Source organism: Paenibacillus periandrae (assembly GCF_022458865.1).
GTDB classification, from domain to species: domain Bacteria; phylum Bacillota; class Bacilli; order Paenibacillales; family NBRC-103111; genus Paenibacillus_S; species Paenibacillus_S periandrae.
This window is the reverse complement of record NZ_JAJNMU010000006.1, coordinates 161,883-186,304: the sequence shown is the minus strand read 5'-3', so window position 1 is coordinate 186,304 and position 24,422 is coordinate 161,883. Positions and strand designations below refer to the sequence as shown.

Here is a 24,422-nt window from a genome sequence, read left to right as displayed (position 1 = left end):
GTCAATAGAATGAACATTCGATCTATACATGTAAGAGATTGAGAATGATCCAAATAAAACAAATCAGAAAGAGGAGATCAACCCATGAACAAAACGATTTTTATTACAGGAGCCAGCTCTGGGCTGGGAAAATTAACAGCAATTCATTTTGCCAAGATGGGCTGGAACGTAGCCGCTACGATGCGCACGCCTGACAAGGAAACCGAGCTTACCAAGTACAGCAACATTAAAATCTTCAAGCTGGATGTTACAGATGTGCAGCAGGTACGAACAGCGGTAGAGCAGGCGATTGCTGCATTCAGTCGAATCGATGTGGTTGTGAATAACGCAGGGATGGGTACCTACGGTGCCTTGGAGCTAGCCGATGAGGAAGCTATTGATTGGCAGTTTGCTGTTAACGTTCGTGGCCCGATTAATGTGATTCGTGCGTTTTTGCCGCACTATCGTGCTAATGGGGGAGGCATGTTCATCAACATCAGCTCCATGATGGGGGTTACGACTGCCGTACCGACCGGATCGTTGTATAACATGTCGAAATTCGCATTGGAAGGACTGATCGAAGGGCTTTATTACGAGCTGAAGCCGCTGAATATCGAATTAAGATTGGTGGAGCATGACGGTTCCAGTGGTAATAATTTTGTGAATAACGTCATCTGGAACACAAACGAAGATATTAAGGACTATGATGCCATAACCGCAAAAGTGAAGCGCATGTTCGAAAATATAGACAGCAGTCAATTGGAGGACCCACAAAATATCGTCGATGAGATTGAGGCCTTGGCAACCGGGACCAGCCAGCAATTCCGTACACTGGTAGGCCAATCCAGCAAGAATCTGGTCGCACTCAGAAATTCTGTGCCGATTGAGGAATATTTGGAAAAGGTTATGGCAAACTTTAAATAAGACTGCATTTCCTTAACAACTATCAGCAGCAGCGGTTGGTTTCTATCGGAAGCAGATATAGAAGATAGTACTCATAAGCAAAGGCAGGGAGCTGTTTAATAAGCTTCTCTGCCCTTATTTGTGTTCTATGATTTGCGCAGTGCCTGGTCCACGCCGGTTGGCGCACCCGACCATATTTTCTTGGCTGTCCAATCGGCTGAAAACTCCATTGTGTAAAATCTTGTTGGATTGATATTTTTGGGAGGGAACACCTTCGTGAACAAAATGGAGTATATTGCACTCGATCGGGATCACAGTACATTTACTTTTAAAAAGCAAACAGTCGGCGCACGTAGATACCGATGAGGCTGAGTCCTACACACGCAGTATCATCTTGTTTGAGCCGACTATGTTTGAGTTATATGTCAAACCATATCCCAAGCTTCACCAATTATTTATGAGTTTGTGGAAGGAGGAGCAGGAGCTGCAGGTGTATGAGCTTAACCCTTTTCACGACATGCTGATCCCGGTATGCGTGATCTGAAGACCTTGATCGTCGGAACCGTCCTGTCCTGGATATGAATCTGTTGATAACCTATCCTATATCCTATTGTGCGACAAGCTTGCGGCTGGACGGACGCAGTGCCCACGACGCGATGACCAGTGCCAGGAAGACGAGCGGTTGGGCGGTGAGAGCAAGGCCGTCACCCGACAATGCATGGGATGCAGCCGCACCGCTGAGCTCGAAGAAAAAACCTGCATAGGCCCATTCCTTCAAACGCGGAAAGCGTGGGATCACGATAGCAATAACACCCAGAAGCTTCCAGACACCCAGAATGGTAGCTACATAGACGGGGTAACCGAGCTGGTTCAATACGGCCACCTGCTGCTCGCCGTGAGTGACGAACAGGAAGCCGCCGATGACGAAGCTTGCTGGACCGAATATCGTGGTTACCCAATAAAGAATCGTTTTCATTTTTCCATTTTTCATTGTGAAAGCTCCTTTTCTTACCTGATTAATTGTATTCCATCCAACAACTAGAAGTCCGGTGAATAAGTCTCGCTGCGCGGCCAAATATCCTTCCGATCGCTGTTGAAATCGTGAAATTAGATGAGATTAAGCGGTTTATTCACGATTTCAAAGGCGAACGCTTACGCTTCTCCAGGATCATTTGGCCGCTGCGCTCGTTCTTCACCAAACTTCTAGAATTTATCATAAAACATTGATTTGGGTTTCTTGTGGATTGCTAATTTTGAAGGCGAATTCTAACAAAAAGGATGCAGCGCTTAGTAAGCGGCATCCTTTTGTGTCTGATCAGGCATCTTTATGTTTAATGGGAATGTAGATGTCCATCTGTGCATCTGGCTTGTCGGGGTGACAGCGTTCGTCGTAGAGCTCGAACTCCGGTGTCCCGGCGTGCTCGTAACCGGAATGCGGAAACCATTCCGCGAAAATCGATTTCCATGTGCTTTGAATGGAGGGGGAGAACTGATCATGCGGAACTTTCGGTGTTGTAAACACGGCATATTCGGCGGACATGAACTCGCGGCATACGAGGCCGTCTGGCACCCCTTCGAAATGCTCAGCCTCCATGCCGATCAAATACGTGAAGGTACCCGAATCCATATCGAAGCTGTGACAAATCCCAAGCTCGACGGGACTATCTCGATGGACACGGTTCGGAATGGACCTGGACCAGCCTTTTTGAAGATATTCCTGCCAAAAAGCCGGGATTTGCTGCAGGTTCTCCCCGTTATTGGTTGAAGTACGAAGCTCATAACCTACAACTTTAAAAGCAGGTTTGGTGATGATGCGGTATTCCATACGAATGCCTCCTAAATAAGGATTGTACTTGCGTTGAAGCACGTTCAGCTTTGAATACTTGGGCGGTTGAATCCCTTTCTTGCGGTAATCGGTCGGCGTCATTTGGAACATGCGCTTGAAGGCACGAGTAAATGTCTCATGATTCTGAAATCCGTTCTCCAGCGCAATGTCCAGCATCCGTGCATCTGAGTAGGCTACCTGATAAGCAGAGAGCGCCAATCGTCGTGTGCGCACGTATTCCATCACCGTAACCTCCGCCATGGATAGGAAGACGCGATGAAAATGATAATCGGAGAGCCTCGCAACCTGCGCCAGTCGCTCCAGTGACAGCTCCTCAGCTATATGTGTCTCTACATAATCGATGGTCGCTTGAATCTGCTTCAGATAGTCTTCCTTCATGCGATCGGGTGGCCTCCCTTTGTTTCCATTCTAGTCGGTATTCGCGTTTACTTCTTGATAATTCTTGCTATATTTGAGTTGAAGGACAAGACAAGGGGGCAGCTGTTATAATAGGGTTAGTCCTGATCGAGGAGGGATTCATATGAAGCTTGGAATGCCTACATTGGTACAATACACTTCCATTGCTGAAAATGTCCAGTTGTGCAAAAAACTAGGTTTGGATTTTATCGAATTAAATATGAACTTGCCTATCTGCATGCCCGAAAATTTAAGCTGTTCAGATATAAGAACCTATCAAGAACAATACGGCGTGGAGTTTACGATACATCTTCCCGAAGAATTGGATGTATCCTCCTATCACCCTTCAATAAGGAAGGGGCATTTGGAACGCTGCAGACAAGCGATGGAATGGGCTCATTTATCAGGTATCCAAACCTTGAACATGCATATGAATAATGGGATTTATTTTACCCTGCCGCAGACAAAAGTCTGGATCAATGAACAGTACGAATCCAATTTTCGGGAATTGCTTCAGGATTCGTATGCAGAGCTTTATCAAATAGCTGCAGCCTACGATGTAGCCTTATGTATTGAGAATACTGGCAATTTTCAACTTCCTTATATTCGAAAAGCTCTTGATCAGCTAAGTGCTTTCGATAACTTTTATTTGACCTGGGATGTTGGTCATGATGCTAAAGCAGGCTTTGCAGAGGAATCGTTCTTCGCTCATTACAGCAATCGCATTCAACATATGCACTTACATGATTATAATGGCAAGTCAGATCATCAAGCTTTATATACGGGCATCGTACCCATAAACAACTGATTGGAATTTGCCCGCACACATGATTGTTCGGTCGTTATTGAAGTGAAAACGAGTGATTCCTTGGCACAATCCGTAGCTAGCCTAAGGGAAAATGGATTTCTATAATAAAGGAGACAACGACAATGGGTTGGGGTGAAATGCAGCTGATACCGAATGAATATAATGATCAATTTAGAGCCGTTGACGAAACGATCCTGAGACTTCTGAATGAACGCAAGCTGCTTGCTAACGGCAAACGGTACTTTCCAACAAAAGAAATTATGCAGGAATGGGCAATAAGCTATGATATGGACATTCCCACAATCAGTTGGCTTATGCACAGTCTTAATGAGAGAAGTAAACCCAAGATGCCAAATGAACCAGGTGAACTGCTGAGTGTGCTGCCCATTATGAAAAAGACGTTTGTTGATGGTTTTGAATATCATTTGACACATGCCATGCAGCATAAGAACGCAAGTATTGTCTTTCTGGAAATTGAGCAAGTACAAGGTGAAGAAATGAATGGTCATATTCGTCCGCAATTGCTGCTGGAGGTAAAAGGTAATCAGGAATACTATGTTCGTAGAAACGGTTCCCATGGTGGTGGGGGACAAGCTCAGGTTCGTTTTATGGTCATGCCACCGCTGCCTAATAATATCAGTGAATTTAGCTTAGGCTTGATACCATATGCAGCTCCCATGGAGACTCCACCCAAGGATATCATTTTGGATAAAGAGGTTGTTTTTGAATAAGATTCATTTACTTTTGAAAGGGAATATTACGATCATGATGAAACAGGAAGATTTTTTTGTCCGTAAGCATAACGAAATCGGTGTGTCGCTCAGTGAAATTCAGAAGCAGGCTGTCCGTCAGACGGAGGGTGCCCTGCTTCTTTTGGCGTCGCCGGGATCGGGGAAGACAACTACCATTATTATGAGAATCGGCTATTTAATAGAGGAAAAGCGTGTGCATCCATCACGGATCAAGGCCGTTACCTTCAGTCGCGCCTCAGCGGCGGATATGAAAGAACGGTTCCAACGCTTTTTCCCTGACCTCCCGCCTGTCGATTTTTCTACCATTCATAGTTTGGCCTTTGAGGTCGTTCGTGAGCATTTTCGCAAAACGAGAATAACCTATCATTTGATTGAAGGGAATATGGAGCTTGAGGAGCAGGGGAAGACGAGGACGGAAGGGCTGCCGCTGCACAAAAAGCTGATTCTGCGGGACCTGTACACCAGACTTCATAACGAACCGATTACCGAGGATCAAATGGAGGAGCTGACCACCTACATCAGCTACATCAAAAATAAAATGGTTCCTGAAGAATCGTGGCCGCTGGTCAAATGCGAGGTGCCCAAAGCGGATCGGATCCTGTGGGAATACGAACGGTTTAAACGAACAGGCACCGACAAGCTGCTGGTCGATTATGATGATATGCTGACACTATGCAATGAGATTATGGAGCGAGATCGAGAGCTGCTGAAGAAATATCAGCACACATATGACCATGTATTGACTGATGAAAGTCAGGATACCTCGATGGTGCAGCATGCTATTATCGAAAAGCTGGTGCGTGAGCATGGCAATCTGTGTGTAGTCGCGGATGATGACCAATCGATATACAGCTGGCGTGGTGCGGAGCCGTCATATTTGCTCAACTTTAAAGAAGCTTATCCGAAGGCTGTAACGCTGTTCATGGAGCAGAATTACAGATCGTCTCAAGATATAGTCAGTGTAACCAATCAATTCATTAAGCGAAATCAGAATCGGTATGACAAAAATATGTTTACAAGCAACCCTTCACACAAACCGATTCTGATCAGGAGCTTTGCCGATTATCAATATCAGGTGAAGTACCTGATTGAACAGGTTCAAGAGGTGGACAATCTGCGGGATGTTGCCATTTTGTACCGCAACAATGCTTCATCGGTCATTTTGATTAATGAATTTGAGCGGGCGGGCATTCCTTTTTATATGAAGGATCACGATCTGCGTTTCTTCTCCCATTGGGTTGTGAAGGATATTTTGAATTTCATGCGGATGACCTTTACGGACAAGCGTGCCGATATTATGGAAGCTATTCATACCAAAATCAGCGGGTACATTACCAAGCAGCAAATGTCCGTTCTGAAGGAGATCAACAACAACGAATCCGTCTTTGATAATTTGCTGAATTACGTGGAGCTGCAGGATTATCAGCGGAAAATATTGCAGGAGTGCAAGGAAACCCTGGTTCAGATGAAGGATATGCCGCCGCTCAATGCGATCCAGGTAATACGCACCAGACTGGGCTATGAGAAAGCCATTGAGAAACTGAGTGAGCGGCTCGGATTCCGCAAGGATACGGTAATCGGGATTCTGAACACGCTGGAAGGGATCGCCACCACCTTGGACACGATGACCGATTTTGCCCAGCGTCTGAAGCATCTGGAATCCGTGATGAAGCAGTCCAAGTTTCAACGGGAGGCCAATGTCGTCACGTTCTCGACCTTGCACAGCTCCAAGGGTTTGGAGTTTGAACGGGTATATATGATCGACCTGATAGATGGAATTCTGCCTTCCTCTGAAGATATCGAGAAGCAGGCGAAGGGGGATTTGGCGCTTATGGAGGAGGCAGTCCGCTTATTTTATGTAGGCATGACACGAACCAAATCGCAGCTGGAGCTGATTACCTACAAAGAGCGTGATGGAGAGAAGGTCAATACGTCTCAATTTGTGACGGCTGTTCAGCATATCCTGAGCCCTCCCAAGCCGATCTCTCCCCAAGATCAATCTGTGAAACAGGTGAAGCGCAAACCCGATATTCCCGACAATCCCAATGCGTTCAGACATAAAGCGGATCTGGGCGTAGGGCAATTTGTGAAGCATCGGGTTATCGGCCATGGGGAAATTACGAGCATCGAGGAGGATCGGGTACACATTCGTTTTAAAACGGGAATTAAAGCTTTGTCGATCACCATGTGTATGGAGCTTGGCGTGTTGGAGCCGGCGGATGGAACCCCTTAGTCGGAGTAGATTCTTTCCGGAGTCTGATGAATTTTAACACTTAATACCAAGCCCATGGAGATCATATTTGTCAGTAGTGAGCTGCCTCCATAGCTGATAAACGGCAGTGCAATGCCTGTTAAGGGCATTAAACCAATATGCATGGCAATATTTTCAAAGATTTGCAGCGTAAACATCGATATAACTCCTATGACGACGTACGTACCTTCTAATTCAGAGCGATTGATCGCGATTCGGATCATTCTGTATATCAAAATAAAATAGAGCAGCAGCAGTGCGGAGGCTCCAAGAAAGCCAAATTCCTCGCCGATAACAACAAAGATCGAGTCTGCGTAATCATAAGGAATATACCCTCTGTGGACCAACGTACCCTTTTGATAACCATCCCCTGTCAGCTGCCCGGCAGAGATAGCCTTGATGGAGTTTACGACGTGCCAGCTGTTGTCGGGATCGTTCTTGGGGTCAAGGAACGTCTGAATCCGCTGCATTTGATGCGGCTTCACGATTTTGGAAAACAGCGGAGATTCGGACAAGTATAGCGTCGTTACTCCTGCGACAAGAACACATATGGCAACAAGGCCAATAACGACGTGAGTCAGACGAATATTGCCGATCCAGATCATGCCTACAAATATAGCGACAAATACAATCGAGGTTCCAAGGTCAGGCTGTTCAAGCACAAGGAAAAAAGGTACAAAGACGATAATGGCCATGGGAAGGAGATCCTTGAATAAATGCAGGGAATGACCCTCTCTTTTTTTCATCCATTTGGCGAGTAGGACAATAACGCAAATCTTCATGATTTCCGAAGGCTGAAAGGCCATAAAACCCAAGTTCAGCCAACGTTTGGACCCGTTAATATCCATCCCCTTGGCTGCTACCAACAACAGCAGAATAATGCCAATGGCGTAAATAATGATCGAGAGATGATTGACTATGATTCGGTAGTCGACCAGAGCCACACCGATCATCACAATAAAAAGCACACCGAAGGTAACAGCATTCGTAATATGCAATCCACTGTAGCTGGTTCCCATGGTGGCGCTCAATATGACAGCCGTGCTTATGATGAGGAAGCTGAATAAGACCCATAGGATGGGTTGATCCAGCTTTTTTAATTTTTCTTTCATATGATCACTCCGTCAAACATGATGTTGTCGTGCATGTTCCTGCAAGCTCCCGTGCCCTGCCCAATAAAGGCATGGCTATTCCTTATGCTGCTGACAAGCCAATTTATGGGCGCATTGATCCCAAGTAATCACAATTTGGGCTGGGCGGCATAAGGTAGGAGATGGTATTCAATATTGATGAAATGGGGGCATCAACATGCACTGGATTTCTATTATCTTCATTGCTTTAGCTTCCAACTTGGATAATCTTGGCATAGGCATTTCATTCGGCATTCGTTCGACGCGGATACCGGCATTATCCAATGGGATTATTGCGGTTATTACGATGCTGGGTACCTATGTATCTGTAACCCTGGGAGAATATGTGACAGCCTACATGTCCGGGTTTGCAGCTAACCTGTTGGGTGCACTCATGATCTTGTTTATCGGGGTTTGGGGTATAGTAAGCAGCCGTCGGCGTGCGCCAGTTCCCCAACCGTCTGCTGCTGGCAGCCATAGTCTGATTGATGTTATCCATCATCCTGCAACGGCTGACGTTGATCTGAATAAAGTCATTTCGTGGAAGGAAGCATTAACCTTGGGCTTGGCTCTGGCCTTGAATAATATGGCGACCGGATTTGGAGCTGGAGCGACGGGTGTCTCCCCTCTATGGACGACAGTGGCTGCTGGATTATTTTCAATTGTGTTTATTAGCTGTGGCACACGGATCGGCTTGATGGCTTCCAAAACCTGGGTGAGTCAATATGCTGATCTGATCGGTGGCGTCCTGTTAATTCTTATAGGTATTTACGAAATGATAGCGTAAGACCATACACAGACGGGTATGGGCCCCACTGTATGGTTGTTGGGGGCATACCTTTCAGTATACCGCCGCTGATGGGGGATGTACAGTACTTAACGGATTTCAATCAGGCAGGGATAGGAGAGCTGCTGTGCATCAGCGGCGATACGGGATTTTGCTGAAATTACACAAGCATCGATGCATCGTTGCATCGTTGAGAGGGGGGCAATCATGCTGAAAGGCCGCCACGATATGACGGCCGATCGGATAGAGGGATTGTTCGGAGTCGTGCTTAACCTGCTGTATGCAGCCGATGCAGCTTCTCCTGAGTCAGCCGGATGTTGAGGGAATCGAGATTCTCCTGAAGCTGCTCCGGCTTGCTGGCTGCGATGATGGATAAGGTTGTAGGGGTACTTTGGAGGAGCCAGGCCAGGACGATTTGATTTAAGGTGCCACCGGTTTCCTGGGCTACTTCTGCCAGGACGCTGAGTCTCGCCTGAGTATCCTCACTCATATATTGCTTCGGAAGCGGTGTATCGCTGCGGGTATAGGAACCATTAAGTAAAGGTGAATAGGCAATCAAGGAGAAATCATCATGGGTTTGACAATAGTTCAGCAGCTCATCATTTGCACTGATTTGGACACCAAAATCCGCACCAGGCTTTGGCCGAAGATACGTATATCTTTGCTGTATGCAGCTGTACGGTGTCCAATGATGGGATTTGCTAATATTCCGCGCTTTCTCTACTCGCCACGTATGATGGTTGCTGCAGCCTAAGGCTCTTACTTTTCCCGCACGGACAAGCCTATCGAATGCCTCCATCGTCTCCTCCATCGGCGTATTGACATCATCGATGTGAGCGTAATACAGATCGACATAATCGGTCCCGAGCCGTCTCAGGCTTCCGTCAATCGCTTGTTCAATGGCCTTGCGAGACAAGCCTTCCATACTCTCAAAGCCGCCACCTGGAATCGTCGGTTGGGCGCCTACCTTGGTTGCGAGAACGATGTGCTCCCGATTTCCCCGATCCTTCAACCATTGACCCAACAGCAGCTCGCTTTCCCCGCCCGAGCAGCCTTCATTCCAAAATGCATAATTATTGGACGTGTCCAGAAAGCTGCCGCCGGCATCGACATATTGATCGAGCAGTCGATAAGACGTTTCTTTATCCGTACGAGAACCGAAATTCAAACATCCCAAGCCGAGAGCGCTCACTTGTATCCCTGTATTTCCTAATAACAGCTGCTGCATCCAAAAGTCTCCTTTGTAACAATGAGTGGTTGAGGTCAGCCCGTTATCGGTTTCTTTTCATGCTGCGACATTTCCCATGAACGGTAATATCCGATTTTATCACTTAGCAGTGCAAGGGTGGTTTGCAGCTCCTGGTACTGCTCAAGCAGTTTACGCTCATGAGCTTCCAATAATACGCACCGATCTGCAATGGTGGAGTCCCCTTGACGGACTAAGCTGGCAAATTGCTGCATCTCGGCGATCGGCATCTCGGTAGAACGCAAGTGAATTAACAAAACAATCCACTCAATATCATTCTCCTTATAAGAACGCCGCCCGTTAGGTGTACGATGGACCGGATCCATCAGACCGATTCGTTCATAATAACGAAGCGTATGTACACTTAAACCCGTTCGGTCCGCAACCTGCTGAATCGTTAATTCCATATCCATAGTAAATGGCCTCCTCATAAATGGATCATACAAGTTAGAGCGCGCTCGAAGTCAAGCGTATAAATTTTCAATAAGTGCTCCTTGTGTAAACCGGTCACCTAATAATAGCTCTTTGATTTGTTCTGCTGCAAGTTGCGGGGTAGTTAGCATCCCATTGTCTTTGACCTGATGGAAAAGAACGGAGGAAGCAAAGGTTTCCTGGTCGGCATTTCTTGCCTCCTCCTGAAGATGGGTATCAATCATTCCCGGCCAGACAGATACGACCTTCACCGCGTTATCCTTGCTGCCTTGTTCAAGAGCGACCGAGCTTGAGAATACATCCAACCCGGCCTTGGCAGTCGAATAACAGCTCATGCCGGGAACGTGATGCTTGGCAGATGCGGACGAAATATTTAATATTCTTTTATCTATGGGCAGATGGCTGGAATGATGTATGAACAATGAGGTTAAGACGATGGGGGCCAGCAGATTAATGTGGATATTGTGGATGATTTGATCTACAGGGCTGTTCTCAATGGGAGCCAGTGGGGCAACGACGGCCGCGTTATTGACCAAATAGAGTGATTCCGCCTTGGCTGGATCGATCTTATCAAAGATGGTATTTATGACGGCTTCAATTCCATGTATATGATTCAAATCAAATTGGATATAATCGAGACCCTTTCTTGCAGCCAGCGATTCGTTGGGTGTTCGGGAAATACAAAAGAGATGATGTTCGTCAGAAATCAGCTGATGGGCAAGCGCTTCGCCAATACCACGGGATGTACCTGTTAGTATAAAGTATTTCATAGTTCAATACCTCCATTAATTAAATAACTGATCAGTCAGTTTATTTATATGATATAATGGGTATTATTGTCAAGTTGTCCATTAGCTGAAATACGATATACATATTTATTGATGATCCGGGGTGATTCACATGGCGCGAACCGTTAATGAAAAGCTAAGGGAGGAGCGGCGCAAACAAATCATGGATGCCGCAACTGCGATGTTTTCTCGGCAAGGCTTTGCAGAAAGCACGATTAAAGACATTGCCAAAGAGGCAGGCATTAGTCATGCGTCTGTATTTTTATATTTTGCGAACAAAGAAGACTTGTTTCACAAAGTGGTTGTGGAGCACCTGGATGCAGCGAAGAGGGCGTATCTAGCGGAATTGCTTGTGGAAGGCCCGCCTTTATCCAAAATCTCTGCGCTTATCGAAGGGCAGATTGAACGTCAATTAAAAAACGTCAGCTTTGTCAGTCTGATCCAGTATGTAGTTGGATATCCGGAACGCTTTCCGGCCTTGGCAACCGATTTAAAGCAGTTTGTTGCAGATTTTGTCGATACGTTGATTCCGATCATTCAAGAGGCTCAGCAGCTGGAGCAAATTCAATCCGGTGATGCCTATTACATAGCATGGTCATGGTTTTCATATATTAGCGGTATTGGGATGTGCAACATGGAGTATAGCGAAGAGGGTTGTAAGGCGCTGGCGACGATCGGGTTGCGGATTTTTGGGCCGAAGTGAGGGAGCAATGGAAGAGAGAAAGTTTTATATTTAATTATGGATAAAGATGTGGAGGATAACATGGGCGGGAATCGGTTTTGGGAATTTTATTTAGTTAGATACTTACTTGGGACAATATTTGGAGTAGTTGTTTTATTCTTTCTGGTGATAAATTACAACAATCAAATTACAGCCTCATTTTTTAAGAGTGAAATTGCTATTAAAGTAGAGAAATTTGAGCAAGAGGACAAATTAAAAGCTGAAAAACTACTTAATGAGGGGGATGTTTTAGGAGTTGTTAAGATGCTTGGTGATGATGATAAGGTAAGAGCTAACCTATTCAGCTTTTTGTTCAGTACAACTTACGATGTAAATAAAGATGATGCAATCGATATTTTAAAAGTTTTAGGTAAATCTGATTTATTTACAAGTACACATAGTGATAAGATGATTCAGTTAAAACAAACAGGTTTTCCTATTCTTGCTGCGATTGTCATAGTGATATCTGGATTCCTATATATGTATTTATCAAGTATGCTCATACTAGTGCTTCATGGTGTACGCTCGGTGCTATTTTCTTTCCCTAAAAATCCGGAGAGTAGAAAGTATCCTTTTGTTTTTTGTTGGATATTCACTTTGTTAGCATTGTTCTTTTTTTGCATTTTTTTTATAGCAGATAATCATATTGGGAAACACATCAGTAGTGTTAGTATTCTTATTTTGATTTTCGCTATAATAGTGGTGGGTTCAACAGAATTTAAATCTTTCTATACTAAGATAAGTTTGTTCAGAGTTTTTAATAAAGATAAGAGGGTTGTACCAAATTTAGTTGAAAAGACGATTATTACACGAGGTTTTCAGAGGAAAACTACATCTAAATTAGATTCTCAAGGGGAAGAAGAAATAGAAAGTCAGTTATCTCGAAAGGAGTATGTTGAGTCATATAGACATTTGCGTGAACATGGTAATGCGTTTGGGATAATAGTCTGTGAACTGTTTTTTTTAATCTGGCTAATTAAGTGGGAATTCTCAGCATGGGCAATCTTCTATTGGTGTGCTCTTGGATTTACTATGTGGTTTTTAGGTACTTTCTTGGAAACAAGTGTAGTTAACCACGAAGGCGACACCACTAGTTGATACTTATGAAACTTCTATAATTCGCGGGTTGAGGGAGAATATGAACATAATTTTTATCGCGGAGTAATAGTTCAATTATTGACTTTAGAAAGTAAAGGTTTAGGTGTCATTAAGATTCCAGAACAAAACTTCATAACTCTAGATTTGAAGTTTATGAAAATAGCGAGTTAATATTCTATTGCGAAGAAAACATTGGACTATGATGATTTTGTAGGTACAAGCTAGAACTTTCAGCACTAATTAAAATAGTAAAACTGAATTTCCAGGTAGTGTAAATTAAGTAACATGAACCGTAAAAACCTTATTAAAAATTTTGGTCGGTAACAATCAATGATATAAGGTAACTGAAGGAAACTCTAAGACAAATATAAAAAAGGGGGAACCCAAAAGCCTTATAAATCAAGGCTTCAGGAGCTTTTCGATCATCATAGGAAAACTCGCGGTAACATTCAAAATAGAATGAGACCCTACCCCATTGGCTGGGTTCCTTTTTTTCATGACAAGTTAGCCCGAACCAATCCGTCTTCTTACAACCCCTCACTCCTTCACAGCTCGCCATCTCGTCAGCAGCTGCTCACGACGCTGAGCGGCAACATCAAACCGATACGTAACCAACAAATTCTCCAGCTTCACATGAGAGAGCAGAGGATGAACCGGAATGTCGGGAAGTACAGGGAGAGAGAAGGCGGCATTCATGTAATCGGTTTGTGCTTCCTTGGACAGGACGAAATCGACGAGCTTTTTGGCTGCTGTCGTGTTGTTCCCGCTTTTCAGAATGGACACAGCCCCGATCTCCCAACCGGCCTGGGGCGGAATAAAGGAGTGGATGTCATAGCCTGAGTTCGTAAAGCGAAGCTGATCACCCAGGAAGCATACGACTGCGGCGACATCGCCTACGGCAAGCCGTTGGGCCGAAGTAATTCCGGCGAATGTGGTCGATGAGCTTTGCTTCTTCAAAGCTTGCATCAATTGAATGGCCGCATCTTCTCCACGCTCCTGTGCCAGAGAGGCCAACAGTGTATAGCCGGTACCGGAGGTTTCAGGGTCCGGTATTTCGATTTTGCCTTTTAACTCAGGCAGGAGTAAATCCTCATAGCGCTGCGGCAGCGGTAAGGAGGCCAGCTTCGGATCGCGCTGCCATATTTGTTGATTCACACCGATCGCAAGCGCTCCCATATACATGCCCGTCCAATAGCCCTCTTTATTTTTATACTGCAGCGGGATGTTATCGCTCTTCGGGGAGAAGTAGCTTACGGATTTGCCGCTGTTTCTTAATTGCTCATGGAGGTCAGCTGGTCCACCCAGCACGACATCAATTCCGCTTTTGTTCATGGTCAGCAGATGATAGCTGGCTTCCCCGCTGGACATGCGAATGATTTCGTACGCTTGCTCGGTCTGCTTCTTGAACTTTTCCAACAGGATCCGGCCTTCATCCTCCTGAAAAATAACATAAACCTTGAGCGGCTGGTTATTGGGGCTGCCCGAGTACAACGTATAGATAATGATCACGCTTGCCAGCAGCATCAAGAATACAATGCCTTTTTTCCACATCCCAACCGCCTCCTCCACATACATAGGCAAAAAAGGAAAACGGTTGTTTTCCTTTCATAGCTCTTATTTCTAACTCTTATCTCAATCTATTTCAATTGCTGATTTTAATCAAATGAATTTTATTGGCCGCAGCATGTATTTTTACGATTCCCTGATAAGAGGTCTGACCAATGTCATACACATCGACAATCCACTCTTTACTGTCATCGCCAGCAAGGAAATACCGCTCTTTTTCACCGAGAAACATGGAATAGGTGACGACGACTCCATCCATAATAAAATCCCCTGCATCGGGTCCGTTGATACGCATTGACTCCGGTCGGACACTTAATAGCACATTCTCCCCAACCGTAAGCTGCTCATTGGTTTGAACGGTAACGGTATGATTGTTTTTGCCGTATTTGACAGTCGCCTGATCGCCTTCAAGCTGCACAACGACCGCATCGACAAAATTTGTCGTTCCGATAAAATCGGCTACATATTGGGTGCGAGGCTTGTAATAGATTTCATGAGGAGTGCCGTACTGATCGATGGCCCCTTTATTAAAGACAACAATATGATCCGACATCGATAAGGCTTCAACCTGATCATGGGTCACGTAGATGACCGTTAAGCCCAGATCGAGCTGGATATTTCTCAATTCGACCCGTACCTCTTCACGCAGCTTGGCGTCCAAATTACTGAGCGGCTCATCCAGCAAAATAATCGGAGAGTCCATGACGAGTGCGCGGGCCATAGCCACACGCTGCTGCTGTCCACCGGACATTTGATGCGGATAGCGTTCCTCCAGTCCGGTCAGCTTTACTTTGGCTAAAGCGGATTTTACCCGATCCTGGATTTCACCTTCAGGGCGCTTTTGAACATCCAAGCCGTAAGCTACATTATCAAATACGGTCATATGAGGAAACAGCGCGTATTCCTGGAATACCATGGGAGTTCCCCGCTTATAAGGAGGCAGCTCGTTCATCAGCTTTCCATCGATCCAGATTTCTCCTTCATCGACCGTGTAGAAGCCCGCGATCGAACGCAGCAGGGTCGTCTTTCCGCAGCCGCTCGGACCCAGGAAAGTAATGAACTTGCCTCGTTCAATCTGCAAGTTAATATTTTTCAAAACGTGATTGACGCCGAACACTTTATTCACGTTTTTGAGATCAAGCAATATTTCTGTACCCATTATTCCCACTCCCAGCCTCTAGAAATCAAATATCTTCACTTTAGAACGGAAAATCAATTTAATGATACCAAGCGTACCCAAGGTTGCGCCCATCAGCCCCACAGCAACTGCGGCAGCCCAATAATAGGTGCCTGTCTCTGCATAGTTGAAAATGGATACAGCCGCAACGACCCATTGAGGTGTAATTAAAAAGACAATGGTGCTTAAGGTGTTCATATTTTTCATAAACGCATAAACGAAATTGGCGACGATTGTTTTTTGCAGCATCGGAAATACGATTGTTGTTAGTGTTTTGCGGCTGTCAGCGCCAAGATTCATCGAGGCTTCTTCAATGGATTTATCCACCTGCTTGAAGGAAGCGCTGAGACCCCGATAACCAACAGGCATCTGTTTGAGCAGCATCGCTACGATAATTAAGACAGCAGAACCTTGCAGAATAATTGGTCCGGAGCTGAAGGCTACGATCAAGGCAAGTCCGACGAAGGTACCCGGTAAAGCGATAGGCAGCACAGCCGTGAAATCCAGCAATTTTTTGCCTGGGAAAGGCTTGCGCACTACGATATACGCTAATATGAGCCCAAACGCTACAGCAAGCAGGGAGCTGATTAAGGAGAGCACCAAGCTGTTAAGCACCGCAGGACTGGAAGTGCTGAACACAACCTTCATCATATGATCGAGTGTGAACGTATTGTCTCGGCCAAAGTTTTTCGTGAAAGCGAACAGGATCGTAATGGCAAACATCGCAATAATGAAAATGGACATCAACGTATTAAATGAAAAGAGCATGATATCGGTTTTTTTGGAGGTGGCCACCCGATTCAGGCCGGAAACAGGCTTGCCTGTAATGGTCGAATAGGAGCCTTTGGACAACAGTTTGTTTTGAATAACGAAAACAAGCAGGGCAGGAATGACCAGGATGATCCCCATAACCGAAGCGAGTCCAGGTTGGTTATTAATGATTTCACCATAAATTTCAACAGCCAGCAGGGTATAGTTGCCCCCGATCAGCTTCGGATTACCAAAATCGGCAAAACAGTTAATAGCTACAAGCAAGAAGGCGTTGATAACACCCGGAAGCGCAAGCTTAAAGGTAATCGAGCGAAACAGCTTAAAGCCTCGCGCGCCCAGATTTTGTGCAGCAACCTCCAGGTTCGGTGAAATCGAACGCAGGACGCCGGTTATTGTCATATACGCAAGCGGGAAATAGGAAATGGTTTGAACAATCCACAGTCCAGGTAGCCCGTATAAGTCCAGCTCAACATTAAACCATAATTTCAAATATTGGGACACCATGCCGCCCCGGCCAAACAACAGCAGAAAAGCCAGACCGCTCATGACCGAAGGAGCCAGCAGCGGTAAGAAGGCAATAAAGCGGAAAAACTTTTTACCTTTGATGTTGCTGTAGTTAATCGCATAAGCATAAATGAAACCGAATATTGTTGCCGTAATTGCGGATAGCGAGGAGCTAACCACCGTATTCATCAGTGCTGTGCCATAACGGCCTTTGCTAAAAAAAGTGATCCAGTCTTCGCCACTAGGAATAAAAACGACAAACACCAGTGGGTAGACAACAAATAAAAGTAGAATGATAAAGCTGATCAGTACAAGCATGAGTGAAGAGGGATCCCTGACGAGCCGGCCGATCGACTCCCCGATGCCTTTTTTTTCTTTGATCATAGGGGGAGAGCTACCACCTTTCTGAATCTTCCAAGGGAGACATAGCAAGACATTGACTGTCCTGCTATGCCGCAATGGTTCAACTTATTTCAAATCCTTTAATGCATCCTGCAATGCTTTTCTTTGCTCGGCTGCCGTCCATAGGCTGTAGGCTTTGTTATATTTGGTCGTTTTGATATCGACGCCGCCTGGTGGAACGGGAACGCCCGGCTTCACGGAGACGGAATAGGCAGATTCTGTGTAAATTTTGCCTGGTTCAGCAGTTAACATATAATCCATCAGCTTTTTGGCTGCTGCTGTGTTAGGGCCATTTTTGACAATAGCTAATCCGCCTACTTCATAACCAGCTGCTTCCGGCACGATGCTAATAATCGGATTACCTTGATTTTTTACTTTGATTTGGTCGCCCAGGAACGTAATCCCGATGGTATATTCGCCTTTACCGGCCTTTTGAATCGGTTCGATACCGGATTTCGGTCTTTCCTTCAGGTTCGGCAGCAATTGAGTCATGTATTTCAGCATTTCATCCTTGCCCCATACTTGAGCGAGTGAAGCAACAGCTGTGTAGGAAGTACCGGAGGTAGCCGGATCGGACATCCCGATCTCGCCTTTATATTTAGGATCTAACAGATCTTTAAAGGTTTCCGGATAAGCGGCTGTTCCGTATTTTTCTTTCCAACGCTGTGTATTAATGCCGATTGCAATTGGATTTAAATAAAATCCGGTCCATGCGCCTTCTTTATCCTTCATGTTATCTGGAATATCCGAGGCATTCGGAGAGATGTAGCTTTCCAATGCGCCAGCTTTTTTCAATACCTCATGGGAATCGGCGGGACCACCCATCAGGAAGTCAGCTTGCGGCTTACCCATTTCATTTTGTACTCTTGAAACCGCTTCACCACTTGGCAAGCGTAAAATATCGTAGTCGATACCAGTATCCGCTTTAAACTTATCCATGATTTTACGTGCTTCTTCCTCTTGGAAAATCGAATATACGGTTACTTTGCCTTGAGCCTTGCCGCCGAACACGCCGGATTTGTACATAAAGAACCCCGCTATAAGTACAATTACAATTACTGATAAAACTATGACAGGTGTATTATTTTTCTTTCTAGCCATGCCATCCATCATCCCTTCAAATTGTTATGAGGCATCGTTCAATTTGAAATAGGCTCTTTGGTTGGTCTCATCCAACAGGTCGAATACCACAATGTAAGCGTTATTGTATCGGTCCAGATGTAGCCAATGCTGCTTGGACTTGGAATCATCTGTGAGCCGTACAACATAGTGGGCGTCAGGTTGCTCTGCCAGGTAATCAAAATGGCTGAAGTCGATGACGCGGATAGCCGAACGCATTTTGGCGGTAAGCGCTCCCCGCTCCCCACTTGTTAGCAGGGTAAGCTCACCTTGCTGCAAAGAGAACACATCGTTACGAGTATCGTCCATAGCGGCTCCAATGGTATCTGAAGTCAGCGTTTTATCGATGAGCGTACTTTGCAGCTTGCGAATTTCGGCACTGACATTGAGTGAATTGACTGATTCATCACCGAAACGGAAGGCGTTGGTCTCGACTTGAAAAGGAATGTCCTCCTGATCCAGATAAGCCATCGAGCCTGTAAGCAGCAGCCGTGGAGATTTAGCCGGATTTTGCTGCTTGCCGACGGACAATAGTCCTGAGAAGGTATTGGATAATTTCAGAAGCTCCTTTGGGTCATCAATCGAGATGGTGCCAAGGCCTGGGTAGGTGATATTGACGCGCATGGGAACTCCGGCTACCTTATCGCGGTCATCCTGCTGAGGCGGAACGATGCGAACTTCATCCACAGGGATGCGAAAGGTATAGGCACACACGGCTATCAATATGCAGCCAACAACAACCTGCAGTAAGATGAGGCGAAACCATGAAAGCCCTTTCTTTTCCTCTGGCATTTACTTTACGCTCCTTTTATCTCAAAAAAATTGTAGGTTTGTATCAATTTTGTAACAGCCTTTCACCAGAAAAGTCCCTTATTAAATTGCAGCTGTACTTCAGTCCCGACACCTGTCCGGCTGTTTATCACGATATTGCCACCCTGCAGTTCCATTAATTGTTTGCATAGCGGCAAGCCGAGTCCATGAGATTGAGCCGATATAATCCGGTCCTGCTTATGCTCGGACGGCACAAATAAGGTGAGCCTGTCCTGCTCGGAGATTCCTTTGCCGTTATCAACAATGCGAACACAGCCTTGTCCCTCATAATCCTCCAGCAAAATATCCAGATGGGTGCATTCGCTATGCTTAATCGCATTGTCAATCACATTAAACAGCACTTGCTGGGTGCGTTCCGAGTCCAGATACACATCGCAAGGCGATATATGCAGGGTTGTCGTAATGGATGACTTGTGCAGGGTTGGCTCGAGAATTCGCAGACTGTCGGTGATCACGGTTCCCAGATCCATGAGCTGCAGCTTCACACGCCATGCCTCTTCCCCTTTGAGTGAGGTTTGCAGCAGCTCCTCGACCATGTTCAATAGTCGGCCGCTTTCCTTGCGGATGTACACATTGCAATTGCGGATATCGTCCTTTTGATCCATGTGTGCGATCAAATCGGAGAAGCCGATGATGGAGGTGAGCGGTGTCTTCAATTCGTGGGTCATATTGTCGTAAAACGTTTTTTGCTTACTTTGCTCGTAGTGCAGCATTTCGATATGGTGCTGTAAGGAATCGGACATATGGTTAAAGTCTTTAGCCAGCTCCCTGACTTCATCCTGGCTGTTCACGACAATTTTTTTGCTGAAATCACCGACAGATACAAGCTTGAGTGCTTGCTTCAAATCGTGCAGCGGCTTCATCAGGATAGAAAAGAAGGAGTAGCTTGCCAGTAACGATAAGAGCAGGCATCCCAAGGCTACACCAATGAACCAATACCTCATTTCATCAAGCGTTTGGACATGCTGATTGAGATCAAGCAAGTACCGAAACCCGCCGACTATTTTTCCCTCATACATAAACGGGGCCGAATAAATTAAATACTGCGTATCCTCGGATTCCGTAATCACGGTAGCCTTTTGCCCTGTCAAAGCGGTCTCAATATCATCTCGTTTCAGCAAATTTTCTTTGTCGCCGCTATTGCCGACGATCGTCTCGTCCAAAGCAAACAGCTGAACCTGAAAGTTGCTGTTGGCAGCCAGATGTGAAGCAATAAGCGGCGCATAGGTTCCAGAGAACAGCTGCTCGATGCTGATTCTTTTATCATTGACAATTTTTAACGCTTCGATGCGGTGCAAGGTATTGTATTGGCTCAAGGTGCGGATATCGCGTTCAATCATGCTTTTGCTAATTGTATAATTTACGATAAAATACATGGCGGTAAGCAGCATAATAATGGTCACGGTATGTTGGAGAAACAGCTTATTTCGCAGTCCCATGGCCTATACCTCCAGCTTATAGCCGGTACCGTGTACCGTTGCGACTAAATGGTCATAGGGCTTCATCTTTTCCCGCAGCCGATTCACCATCATATCGACGGAGCGTGTCTGTCCATAAAATTCAAAGCCCCATACCTGATCAAGAATTTGCTCACGCGTAAATACGGCTTTGGGATGGCTGCATAACAGCCACATAAAATCAAACTCCTTGCTGGTCGTTTTGATGAGGGTGCCGCCGACCTTTAAGGAACGCTCCCGCTTGTCGATCTCGATCTTGTCTACCTGGATAGTTTCAGGTGTTGAGCTCGTGGTGTTCATTCGCCGGATAACTGCCCGGATGCGTACAATCAGCTCCCTTGTTTCAAAGGGCTTTGTTAAATAATCGTCCGCTCCCAGCTGAAAGCCGAGTATTTTATCGTTCATCTCATTTTTGGCACTGAGTACAATAACGGGAATCGTTTTGTAGTGCTGCTGGAGCGTTTGGAGGAGTTCAAAGCCGGAGCGATCAGGCAGCATCAGATCGAGCAGGATCAGATCCGTGTGTTGAGCCGCCAATGTATCCATGCCAGCTGCCGCCGATCCGGCTACCGACGTTTGAAAGCCTTCAACCTCAAGACTGAGCTTGAGCAGCATTTGAATACTGGGATCGTCCTCGATAATTAATATATTCATAGTTAAACACCTTCCAACCTCTTAGTGTGAACATGCGGCAATCTTGGATTCGATTCTCAGGGTAAAGCTGGGTTATATACCGAAGTCCGGTGAATAATGAGCGGAGCGGCCAAATGATCCTGTAGAAGCGCCAGCGCTCGCCTACACGCTTTCTGTAAGAAAGCGACTACGAAAGCATAGGCTGTTTCCGTACTTTTACCGCTAAATCTCTTAGTATGCGCGACCCGGATTATATTATAACTTAACGCTACCTTGCCAAAAAGTAAATGGAGCCTTTCAAGGGGTTGCAATATACAGCTAAACTGTATATAGTATAACTATACATTTGAACTATATAGTCGCGTTGAGTAAAAGGAGGGGAACCATGAGTAGAGACAAACATTTACCGCTGACGGAAACCGTTTATTATATTCTTCTGGCTTTGATCGAACCGGCTCACGGCTATTTGATTTTGCAAAAGGTGGAGGAGCTCAGCGGTGGACAGGTAAGAATGGCGGCAGGGACGCTTTACGGGGCTATTGAGAACTTGTTGAAGCTGAAATTTATACAGCCCGTTACCAGTGAGGACAGCCGGCGTAAGGTTTATGCGATCACAGAGCTGGGACAGGAAATCCTGCGTCTCGACTTTGAAAGAATGAATCACATGATTGAGGTTACGAAACATACCTTGAGATGAGAAATGAGGGAAATCGTGATGAGAAAATTCAAATTTTTTATTAATTTTGACAAGGAAGAAGAGTGGCTGAATGAAATGGCGAGGCAAGGTTATATATTCACAGGGAAATCATTCGGGTATAAGTTTCAACCTGCCAAGCCTGAGCATGCAGCGATAAAAATGGATTACCGCAAATTTAAGAAAACAGCGGATTTTGAAGATTACCGCGCGCTTTTTGAAGACAGCGGCTGGAAGCATATCGCCGGAACGAAAAGCTCTGGAGCTCAATATTTTAAAAATTCAGGCGCTCACGGAAGCGAGGATATTTTCTCGGACACCGATTCCAAAGCCGCAAGATATAAAAGAATTTCAGAAATATGGGTCTCAACGGCGACTGCCTTAATTCCGCTGTTCGTTGTACTGACGACTACTGACTTGATTGATGTGAAGGCTTTTTTGAACCCGAAATTATTATATTATACACAAGGATTATGGGAGAAAAGCGGAGCGGGTTTTTGGCAGGCCTTTCTTTTTGAAACACCGTTCGCTTTATTCAGAGGGTTTTTCTGGATGCTGATTCCGATTATGATCGTTATATGTTTTCTTCTGGCCCATAAAGCGAATAAGCTGTACAAGGAATCACAAGAAGATCATTATACAAAATAAGTTTTACAAACGTCTTTGTGAGGTTGCATTTTTGACCGTAATATCAAAGCCCGACATGCTTCCGTTGAAAGGTGTTTCGACATTCTCGACCCATTTTGAGAAGGCTACTGTTATGGAGTTTTTATCATGGGCGGCCATGTGAAGAGTTTGATCACCCAGCACATCCAATTGCTCAAGGAAAGCGTTGTTCGGAAACGGTTCTTTGCGAATCATGACTGAAAAATCTACACTCTGTCCATGGTTAATAAACGTTAAAGTGCAGCTGCCATTCAGCCATTGCTCTTCTCTTTTGTAGCTGCAGCTGCTGCCTTGCTTGTCATACTCCAGTGTATAAATTCCTTTTGCAAACACGGTTTGATAGCCGATAACCAGGTTTGCCGGCAGCCATAATAGCGCGATGATAGCCGCGAGCACTATTTTACGAGGATGCTTGTATAAGGACGATCTCAGTAAAAACAAACCGGTAAGTACAATGAGCACAAGAAAAACACTAAAATAATTGATCCCGGTATGGCCATTTGACCATGTAGGCAAGCCTACCGCTGTAAACCATTGTTCGCCTAACGGGGTTGCGTCAGGATATGTCCAGGATAAGACCATCGTGAGTATGATCAAGCTTACAGCAGCGATTAAGCGATTTCGAGAAAACATGGAATCAATCCTTTCCAAGCTATTTTCCTTATTATACCATAGGGAAATTACCATTCCAGCCTTTCCTGATTTATAATCAAAGTGATCGATCATGCAAATAGCAGGGAGTGATAGCTATGAATCCAAAAGAAATTGCCGCTCAGCAGGCTGTCCAATTCATTGAAGAGGGAATGATTGTAGGACTCGGAACCGGATCTACTGCCTATTGGGCGATTCAACAGATAGGGCAGCGCGTACAAAAAGGACTGCATATCCGTGCGGTGGCAAGCTCACAAAGCTCAGAGGATCTGGCCAGACAAGCCGGTATTCCAATGGTCGAATTTTCCAAAATCACAAGTATTGATCTGACCATAGACGGGGCCGATGAGGTTGACGATCAGCTGAATTTGATCAAGGGTGGCGGAGGTGCGCTGCTGCGGGAAAAAATCATCGCTTTTCATAGCAAAAGGTTTATTGTCATCGTGGACGATTCGAAGCGGGTGGAGCATCTGGGGCAGTTTTCACTGCCTGTCGAGATCGTGCCATTTGCCTCCAACCTGACGATCAACCGTCTAACAGAACTGGACTGCAAGCCGCAGCTGCGTCTGGATAACGGTAAGGAATTTGTGACCGATAATGGCAACTGGATTGTGGACTGCAAATTTGAGCAAATCCTGCTGCCGCAAGCGCTGGGAGTCCAAATTCATTCGATACCGGGCGTTGTGGAGCACGGACTTTTCGTCCAAATGGCAAGCTCGGTTGTTGTCGGCTATAAGGACGGATCAACGAAGATATTGTCCAATTGATGGGGCTTGAAGGAGAGTCTGGCGAGGTAAAGCTTCTTCGCCAAGAT

Annotated in this window: 25 protein-coding genes; 11 read left to right on the top strand and 14 right to left on the bottom strand. The window is 45.5% G+C overall.

Going from position 1 to position 24,422, the window contains the following annotated elements; translation table 11 throughout:
* Positions 1-84: 84 nt before the first annotated feature.
* Both LRL21_RS11735 and LRL21_RS11730 read left to right on the top strand, forming a co-directional pair.
* Positions 85-903 carry an SDR family oxidoreductase gene (locus LRL21_RS11735; RefSeq protein ID WP_240415959.1) on the top strand — a complete coding sequence of 273 codons (819 nt, stop codon included), beginning with the start codon at positions 85-87 and terminating at the stop codon, positions 901-903.
* Positions 904-1,177: 274 nt separating this feature from the next.
* Positions 1,178-1,426 (top strand): hypothetical protein, encoded by a 249-nt coding sequence (locus LRL21_RS11730; protein ID WP_240415958.1) that lies wholly within the window; start codon positions 1,178-1,180, stop codon positions 1,424-1,426.
* 63 nt (positions 1,427-1,489) lie between these two features.
* Here LRL21_RS11730 and LRL21_RS11725 read toward each other — a convergent pair whose 3' ends face one another.
* The gene (locus tag LRL21_RS11725; RefSeq protein WP_420832438.1) at positions 1,490-1,957 is read right to left on the bottom strand and encodes a DoxX family protein; all 468 of its coding nucleotides are present in this window, start codon (positions 1,955-1,957) and stop codon (positions 1,490-1,492) included.
* 240 nt (positions 1,958-2,197) lie between these two features.
* Positions 2,198-3,106, bottom strand: coding sequence for an AraC family transcriptional regulator (locus tag LRL21_RS11720; protein ID WP_240415957.1), 909 nt, complete (start codon positions 3,104-3,106; stop codon positions 2,198-2,200).
* A 142-nt stretch (positions 3,107-3,248) separates the two neighbouring features.
* Between LRL21_RS11720 and LRL21_RS11715 the strand changes: the two genes are divergently transcribed.
* The 3 genes from LRL21_RS11715 to LRL21_RS11705 all read left to right on the top strand — a co-directional run bounded on the left by LRL21_RS11715 (position 3,249) and on the right by LRL21_RS11705 (position 6,917).
* On the top strand, positions 3,249-3,932 hold the full coding sequence (locus LRL21_RS11715; protein ID WP_240415956.1) for a sugar phosphate isomerase/epimerase family protein: 684 nt from the start codon (positions 3,249-3,251) through the stop codon (positions 3,930-3,932).
* A gap of 122 nt (positions 3,933-4,054) precedes the next feature.
* Positions 4,055-4,663 carry a hypothetical protein gene (locus LRL21_RS11710; protein ID WP_240415955.1) on the top strand — a complete coding sequence of 203 codons (609 nt, stop codon included), beginning with the start codon at positions 4,055-4,057 and terminating at the stop codon, positions 4,661-4,663.
* A 34-nt stretch (positions 4,664-4,697) separates the two neighbouring features.
* The gene (locus LRL21_RS11705) at positions 4,698-6,917 is read left to right on the top strand and encodes an ATP-dependent helicase (protein WP_240415954.1); all 2,220 of its coding nucleotides are present in this window, start codon (positions 4,698-4,700) and stop codon (positions 6,915-6,917) included.
* On the opposite strand, the gene LRL21_RS11700 is transcribed toward LRL21_RS11705, so the two are convergent.
* Entirely contained in the window at positions 6,914-8,047 is a 1,134-nt protein-coding gene (locus LRL21_RS11700) for an FtsW/RodA/SpoVE family cell cycle protein (protein WP_240415953.1), read from the bottom strand. The genes LRL21_RS11705 and LRL21_RS11700 overlap by 4 nt on opposite strands.
* A gap of 196 nt (positions 8,048-8,243) precedes the next feature.
* Here LRL21_RS11700 and ytaF point away from each other — a divergent pair, with 196 nt between their 5' ends.
* On the top strand, positions 8,244-8,852 hold the full coding sequence (gene ytaF / locus LRL21_RS11695; RefSeq protein WP_240415952.1) for a sporulation membrane protein YtaF: 609 nt from the start codon (positions 8,244-8,246) through the stop codon (positions 8,850-8,852).
* 268 nt (positions 8,853-9,120) lie between these two features.
* On the opposite strand, the gene LRL21_RS11690 is transcribed toward ytaF, so the two are convergent.
* The 3 genes from LRL21_RS11690 to LRL21_RS11680 are packed head-to-tail and all read right to left on the bottom strand — an operon-like array spanning position 9,121 to position 11,300.
* Positions 9,121-10,080 (bottom strand): aldo/keto reductase, encoded by a 960-nt coding sequence (locus tag LRL21_RS11690; protein WP_240415951.1) that lies wholly within the window; start codon positions 10,078-10,080, stop codon positions 9,121-9,123.
* A gap of 35 nt (positions 10,081-10,115) precedes the next feature.
* Positions 10,116-10,511 (bottom strand): MerR family transcriptional regulator, encoded by a 396-nt coding sequence (locus LRL21_RS11685; protein WP_240415950.1) that lies wholly within the window; start codon positions 10,509-10,511, stop codon positions 10,116-10,118.
* 51 nt (positions 10,512-10,562) lie between these two features.
* Positions 10,563-11,300, bottom strand: coding sequence for an SDR family NAD(P)-dependent oxidoreductase (locus LRL21_RS11680; RefSeq protein ID WP_240415949.1), 738 nt, complete (start codon positions 11,298-11,300; stop codon positions 10,563-10,565).
* A 130-nt stretch (positions 11,301-11,430) separates the two neighbouring features.
* Here LRL21_RS11680 and LRL21_RS11675 point away from each other — a divergent pair, with 130 nt between their 5' ends.
* Positions 11,431-12,021, top strand: a complete 591-nt coding sequence (locus LRL21_RS11675; protein WP_240415948.1) for a TetR/AcrR family transcriptional regulator — start codon at positions 11,431-11,433, stop codon at positions 12,019-12,021.
* Positions 12,022-12,057: 36 nt separating this feature from the next.
* Complete coding sequence (locus LRL21_RS11670) at positions 12,058-13,137, top strand: hypothetical protein (protein ID WP_240415947.1); 1,080 nt, start codon at positions 12,058-12,060, stop codon at positions 13,135-13,137.
* Positions 13,138-13,674: 537 nt separating this feature from the next.
* Here the strand turns inward: LRL21_RS11670 and LRL21_RS11665 are convergent.
* The 7 genes from LRL21_RS11665 to LRL21_RS11635 form a co-directional block, all read right to left on the bottom strand.
* Positions 13,675-14,688, bottom strand: coding sequence for an extracellular solute-binding protein (locus LRL21_RS11665; RefSeq protein WP_240415946.1), 1,014 nt, complete (start codon positions 14,686-14,688; stop codon positions 13,675-13,677).
* A 91-nt stretch (positions 14,689-14,779) separates the two neighbouring features.
* Entirely contained in the window at positions 14,780-15,862 is a 1,083-nt protein-coding gene (locus LRL21_RS11660) for an ABC transporter ATP-binding protein (protein WP_240415945.1), read from the bottom strand.
* Positions 15,863-15,880: 18 nt separating this feature from the next.
* Positions 15,881-17,539, bottom strand: a complete 1,659-nt coding sequence (locus tag LRL21_RS11655) for an ABC transporter permease (RefSeq protein ID WP_240415944.1) — start codon at positions 17,537-17,539, stop codon at positions 15,881-15,883.
* Between the two features lie 84 nt (positions 17,540-17,623).
* Positions 17,624-18,658 (bottom strand): ABC transporter substrate-binding protein, encoded by a 1,035-nt coding sequence (locus LRL21_RS11650; RefSeq protein ID WP_240415943.1) that lies wholly within the window; start codon positions 18,656-18,658, stop codon positions 17,624-17,626.
* A gap of 24 nt (positions 18,659-18,682) precedes the next feature.
* Positions 18,683-19,468, bottom strand: coding sequence for a DUF3919 family protein (locus tag LRL21_RS11645; protein ID WP_240415942.1), 786 nt, complete (start codon positions 19,466-19,468; stop codon positions 18,683-18,685).
* 62 nt (positions 19,469-19,530) lie between these two features.
* Positions 19,531-20,946 (bottom strand): HAMP domain-containing sensor histidine kinase, encoded by a 1,416-nt coding sequence (locus LRL21_RS11640; RefSeq protein WP_240415941.1) that lies wholly within the window; start codon positions 20,944-20,946, stop codon positions 19,531-19,533.
* Positions 20,947-20,949: 3 nt separating this feature from the next.
* Positions 20,950-21,618: a response regulator transcription factor gene (locus LRL21_RS11635; protein WP_240415940.1), complete on the bottom strand. Its 669-nt coding sequence runs from the start codon at positions 21,616-21,618 to the stop codon at positions 20,950-20,952.
* A 364-nt stretch (positions 21,619-21,982) separates the two neighbouring features.
* Here LRL21_RS11635 and LRL21_RS11630 point away from each other — a divergent pair, with 364 nt between their 5' ends.
* Positions 21,983-22,294, top strand: coding sequence for a PadR family transcriptional regulator (locus LRL21_RS11630; protein ID WP_240415939.1), 312 nt, complete (start codon positions 21,983-21,985; stop codon positions 22,292-22,294).
* 18 nt (positions 22,295-22,312) lie between these two features.
* Entirely contained in the window at positions 22,313-22,939 is a 627-nt protein-coding gene (locus LRL21_RS11625; protein WP_240415938.1) for a DUF2812 domain-containing protein, read from the top strand.
* 3 nt (positions 22,940-22,942) lie between these two features.
* On the opposite strand, the gene LRL21_RS11620 is transcribed toward LRL21_RS11625, so the two are convergent.
* On the bottom strand, positions 22,943-23,590 hold the full coding sequence (locus LRL21_RS11620) for a hypothetical protein (protein WP_240415937.1): 648 nt from the start codon (positions 23,588-23,590) through the stop codon (positions 22,943-22,945).
* A gap of 116 nt (positions 23,591-23,706) precedes the next feature.
* Between LRL21_RS11620 and rpiA the strand changes: the two genes are divergently transcribed.
* On the top strand, positions 23,707-24,375 hold the full coding sequence (rpiA, locus tag LRL21_RS11615; protein ID WP_240415936.1) for a ribose-5-phosphate isomerase RpiA: 669 nt from the start codon (positions 23,707-23,709) through the stop codon (positions 24,373-24,375).
* Positions 24,376-24,422 lie beyond the last annotated feature (47 nt).